Source organism: Thermofilum sp., assembly GCF_038871435.1.
GTDB lineage: Archaea > Thermoproteota > Thermoprotei > Thermofilales > Thermofilaceae > Thermofilum > Thermofilum adornatum.
On sequence record NZ_JAVZIC010000005.1, the window covers coordinates 139,181 to 144,572 of the forward strand.

The window sequence follows — 5,392 nt, forward strand, 5'->3', positions numbered from 1 at the left end:
TGACAGACCTCGGCAAGTGGCCCGTCATTGCCGAAAACAAGGATCCCACAAAGCTTCTGGGAAGCGGAATGTACAAGGTGCTATACACAGGTGACGACTACTTCATACTGGAAAGAGTCGACAACTGGTGGGGCAAAGACGTCTTCGGAAAGCTTCCAGGCCCCAAGTACATAAAGGGAGTAATTGTCTACAGCAACCAGGTAGCTGCCAACATGCTGGGAGCCGGCGAGCTCGACTGGAGTACCTTCTACATACCTGGAGGACCAACAATGGTTCAGAAAGGCTACGTAGTTTCATTCTATTCAAAGAGCCCATACTACTTGTCGGCAAACGTTGCATTCCTCTTCTTGAACACGGCTAAGAAGCCATTTAACGACCCCAACTTTAGGAAAGCACTCTACTATGCAATAGACATAAACAAGATAATTAACTCGGCTTATGAAGGTGCAGTCGTCGCCTCAAACCCTGTTGGCCTCCTACCATATTGGCAACAATACCTTGCCACAGACTTGTTGAACCAGTATGGATACAAGTATGACCCACAGAAGGCGAAGCAGATCCTAGACCAGGCTGGATACAAGGACGTCAATGGGGACGGCTGGCGCGAGACCCCAGACGGCAAGCCACTAAAAGTAACAATAATTGTTCCCTATGGCTGGACAGACTGGATGTTCGCCGCAATCAGCATAGCAGACGACTTGAAGGCTGTCGGAATAAACGCGGAAGCTGTCTTCCCAGACTTCGGCGCATATGTTGAGCAAATAGACAAGGGCACATATGACGCAGCTATAAACAACTTCGGAAGCTTCGCCGCGCCCACTCCATACCAGCTATACTACTGGGCCTACAACGCTACGCCTGGCATATGGACAGGAAACATGGGTAGATACCAGAACGCGAAGCTACAGCAACTGATTACCCAGCTCGGCAAGATACCTCCAGACCAGACAGACAAGATGAAGAGCGTCCTGAGGGACATCCAGCAGATCTTGCTAGACGAGATGCCAGCATTACCACTCTGGCTGAATGGTTACTGGTTCCTTGCTTCCCAGAAGTACTGGACAGGGTGGCCGAACGAGAATAACCCATACGCTGTTCCAACAAACTGGAACGGACAATGGCAACACGGCGGCTTGCTGGTGCTCCTCAACCTCAAGCCGGCAACACAGCCAGCACAGCAACAGCCCCAGCCAACTACACAGCCAACAGCTCCTGCTGGCCCAGACTACACTACAATAGGCATAGTCATCGTAGTGCTTGTCATCATTGTCATAGCTGTCTACATGTTCCTTAGAAAGAAGCCCAAAAAAGAAGAGGCGGGAAAGAAATAAAGAAAATTAAAAAATATATTTTTTTGGTTTTACATTTTTAGGTGTAGAAAAACATGTCTGTTAAATCCTATATTCTAAAGCGCGGAGCAACATATCTAGTCGTCTTCGTTATTGCCATAACTATTGTATGGCTACTTATCCGCTTCGCCCCAGGCGACCCAGCCCTCACCAATGTAATGAGGTCCATGATGGCTCCAGGCGTACGGTACACAGAGGAACAAATCGAAGAATACAGGAGAAGAGCTCTAGAGTTTCTAGGGTGGAACCTTCCCCTGCCACAGCAGTACGCACTGTTTTGGAGCAGGCTAGTAATGGGTGACCTAGGCTACAGCACCTATTTCTCTGCACCGGTAACAAGCAAGTTGCGTGAGATACTCGTTAGAGATCTCTTACTCTTGACGCCAAGCGTCCTCGTTAGCTGGTTCATCGGGAACTATATCGGTGCTCTAGCCGCTAGGAACAGAAAGCTCGACAAGTTTCTATTGCCCATATTCTACGTTTTAACAGCTACTCCCTATTTCCTACTTGGGCTCCTCTTCGCCTATGAGCTCGGCGTGGTCTATCCCGTATTCAAGGCAACGATTATGTCTAGCGACATAGACGCTATTTTCACTTCTTTCAACGGGGAGACCCTGACAAATTTCTTGAAAGCTTACACTCTCCCCTTCTTGTCACTGACCCTCATAGCTATTGGTGGATGGGCCTCTGGAATGAGGTCTATGATGATTCAGGAGCTTGGCTCAAACTATTCCAGGTACATGGAGATGCTCGGCTTCTCCGACAGGAAAATTGCAGAGTACGCGTTCAGATACGCTATTAATCCACAGATATCTGGTCTCGGAATACAGCTAGGAACGATAATAGTCGCGGGCATCGTTGTCTCCTCTGTGTTTAATTATCCTGGAGCAGGCATAGCTTTGATTTATGCAATTAACTTCAGGGACGTCTTTCTCATCCAGGGCATAATTGTCGCCTACACATTGATGGTTATTGTAGCCAACTTTATTGTGGACATTTTGTACGCAATGCTAGACCCAAGGATAAGGCTCGGCATATCGGGTGTGTAAAATGTCGAGAAGCATAACTATCTATTTGTTAAAGAGGAATAAGATGTTCTGGCTCTGCGTCTCAGCAATCCTCGCAGTAATCGCCTTAGCCATAATTGGGCCTTTTTTGACGCCATACAAGCCCAACCAGGTTCTCCCAGTGAGGTCCCAGCCACCCTCATGGGAACACCCCTTCGGTGTCGATAATATGGGATACGATGTCTTCAGTGCAACTGTGTATGGGCTAAGGGTATCCCTATCAGTAGGACTTATTGCCGCCCTAATCGCAACAATAGTCGGTGTCGGCCTCGGCATCATAGCCGGCTACGTAGGTGGAGTAACAGACTCAGTTCTAGACGGTTTAACAATTCTCCTACTGATGCTTCCGCCGGCTTTTCTCTTAGTCATCCTGGGGACATTCTACATCTTGGGAGCCCCAGTGACAGGGCCATTTAAAGACCTATATACAATAGTGCTCCTCGGCGTTATGACGGGTCTGCTTTCTTGGCACTGGACTGCCAGGGCTACAAGGTCTATAGCTTCGGCACTAAAGGTCAGCGACTTCGTAGCCGTCTCGAAGCTTAGCGGCAACTCTACATTGAAAATAATCTTTAAGGATCTGTTGCCCAACATGGCGTCGTATGTCCTCCTAGTCTTCGTTATACAGCTTGCCAATGCCCTGGGAACCATCGTTACATTAGAGTTTCTCGGCATCAAGGCATCAGACTGGTCCCTATTCGCAAGGGTACAGCAGTGGCTCCAGATGGGGGCACTGGTATCAGGGGTATGGTGGGCATGGCTCCTTCCAGGAATAGTGATAGTCGTCCTGATAACTTCGCTTTACCTCCTCGTCAATTCGCTTGAGGAGGTATTCAATCCTAGGGCTAGAGGTGAATAGATGTGTCGGCAAATACGCTTGAGGTTAGGGGCCTTACTGTCCACTATAGGACACTGTTTGCAACCATCAAGGCAGTGAACAAGGTTTCATTTGATGTCCCCAAGGGAAGCATAGTTGGTCTAATAGGAGAGTCTGGTAGCGGAAAATCTACACTGGCCCAGTCACTTGTGTTGCCGAAGCCCCCAATGCATATTGTGGACGGCTCAGCCGTATTAAACGGGGACATAGACCTCGTAAAGATAGGTCCAGCTCTGCGCCGCAAAATACTCTTAAAAAAGGTCTCGATAATACCGCAGTACGTCTTAGATGCGCTTCCTGTGATAAGAAAGCTTAGAGTATTCCTACACGACTTGGCAGTCGAGAAAGACGTTGACCCCAAAGAGCTAGAGAAAATATTCGTCGAGAGGCTCAACATGATGAATTTACCAGAAAAGGTTCTAGACATGTACCCACTGGAGCTCTCAGGAGGCATGAGACAGAGGGTTGCAATAGCAATTGCGACACTTTTCAATCCTAGCTTGCTAATCGCGGACGAGCCTACCTCGGCATTGGACGTCGTTAGCCAGAGATACGTCTTGGAGCTTCTAAAAGACCTAAGAGACAGCGGCATCGTAGAGTCTATCCTCATAATTTCACACGACATCTCGTCAATTAGGCAGATCGCCGACAGAATAGTTGTAATGTATGGAGGAAAAATCGTTGAAGAAGGACCCATAGACGAAATTATCAGTAACCCGCTCCACCCCTACACGAAGATGCTAATCAAGGCTATTCCACCCAAAGGCGTACACTATACAACTACTAGGCTGGAGGGCGTAAAAGGTGTCCCGCCAAACCTCGCCGCTCCGCTGCCAGGCTGTGTTTTCCATCCAAGGTGCCCATACGCTGTTAAACGTTGCTTTACGGACGAGCCCCCAGTAGTCACTCTGGCAAACGGTCGCAGGGTTTCTTGTTGGTTATATTATGAGGTGAGAAAGGAATGAGTGAAAAAATAATTGAGCTCCGGAACGTGTCGAAGACATTTAAGCTCGGACTATTCGGCTCCACGGTCGTGCAGGCACTAAGTGATGTGTCCTTTGACGTGAAGAAAGGCGAAATCGTAGGCTTGCTCGGAGAGTCTGGTAGCGGAAAATCAACAATATCCAGAATAATACTCAAAGTATACAAGCCCTCGAGTGGCCAGCTACTTTTCAGAGACAAAGACATCACTAACATTTATTCTGCTAGCTTCCTCAAAAACTACTATAAACATGTCCAGGGAGTCTTCCAAGACCCCTACGGCTCCTTTAACCCCAGGAGAACAGTCCTCGAGCCCCTTTTCGACGTGGTGAACAACTACGAGCTTACACATGACAAGGTCGAGGCAGAGGGCATGATAAGGCAACACTTAGAAATGGTTGGGATTAACTACGACGAAGTTCTCCACAAGCATTCGCACGAGCTAAGCGGTGGACAGCTTCAGAGAATATCCATAGCAAGAGCACTTCTTGTCAAGCCCGACCTAATAGTTGCAGACGAGCCTGTCTCCATGGTTGATGCCTCAACCAGGGTAGACATACTCAACATCTTCTTGGATCTCAAACAGAAACTTGGGATATCGATCCTCCTCATAGGACACGACCTGGCAACAATGCACTATGCCTCAGACAGGATTCTGGTTCTCTACAAGGGCCAAGTAGTAGAAGAGGGTCCTGCCAGCATCTTATTGGACCCGCTCCACCCCTATACCAAAATGCTGTCAGAGTCTACTCCAAGCATCGACAAGCCATGGGAAGAAAAAATAAAATATAGACCTGGGAAGGTTGAGTTTGCAGGAAAGATTACTGGATGCCCATTTGCAGACAGGTGTCCCTACAGGATGGACAAGTGTATAACACAGGCACCTCCAGTCATTACAAAAGACGGGAGAAAAGTCAAGTGCTGGCTCTACGAGTAATCAAAGTTCTTCTAGGTAAACATCTCCCATTTTTTACTCTTGAAGGACGCCCTTCTTTTTCAACTCTACCGGTTCCTTTTGAACACATCGATGTACTCTTTTAGGTGTTTTTGTCGGGTCCCCTCGTCTGCCCGCTTGATTATAATTTTCCTATCTCGTCACTTCAATTAAGTATCAACTT

5 protein-coding genes are annotated in these 5,392 nt (G+C 47.9%); all 5 read left to right on the forward strand.

From position 1 onward, the window contains the following. On the forward strand, positions 1–1,331 hold a 1,331-nt coding region (locus tag QXT17_RS07430), incomplete at its 5' end, for an ABC transporter substrate-binding protein (RefSeq protein WP_342815814.1). A 53-nt stretch (positions 1,332–1,384) separates the two neighbouring features. Beyond that, the gene (locus QXT17_RS07435) at positions 1,385–2,398 is read left to right on the forward strand and encodes an ABC transporter permease (protein WP_342814478.1); all 1,014 of its coding nucleotides are present in this window, start codon (positions 1,385–1,387) and stop codon (positions 2,396–2,398) included. A gap of 1 nt (position 2,399) precedes the next feature. After that, entirely contained in the window at positions 2,400–3,275 is an 876-nt protein-coding gene (locus tag QXT17_RS07440) for an ABC transporter permease (RefSeq protein WP_342814477.1), read from the forward strand. Between the two features lie 2 nt (positions 3,276–3,277). Beyond that, complete coding sequence (locus QXT17_RS07445; RefSeq protein ID WP_020961762.1) at positions 3,278–4,258, forward strand: ABC transporter ATP-binding protein; 981 nt, start codon at positions 3,278–3,280, stop codon at positions 4,256–4,258. Then, a complete protein-coding gene (locus QXT17_RS07450) occupies positions 4,255–5,211 on the forward strand; it encodes an ABC transporter ATP-binding protein (protein WP_020961761.1) in 957 nt (318 codons plus the stop codon). Before QXT17_RS07445 ends, QXT17_RS07450 begins: the two co-directional genes overlap by 4 nt. Positions 5,212–5,392: the final 181 nt, after the last annotated feature.

Excerpts from the sequence above, each read along its gene's own strand:
- QXT17_RS07435 (WP_342814478.1), top strand. The coding sequence starts at position 1,385 with ATGTCTGTTAAATCCTATATTCTAAAGCGCGGAGCAACATATCTAGTC.
- QXT17_RS07440 (WP_342814477.1), top strand. The coding sequence starts at position 2,400 with ATGTCGAGAAGCATAACTATCTATTTGTTAAAGAGGAATAAGATGTTC.
- QXT17_RS07450 (WP_020961761.1), top strand. The coding sequence starts at position 4,255 with ATGAGTGAAAAAATAATTGAGCTCCGGAACGTGTCGAAGACATTTAAG.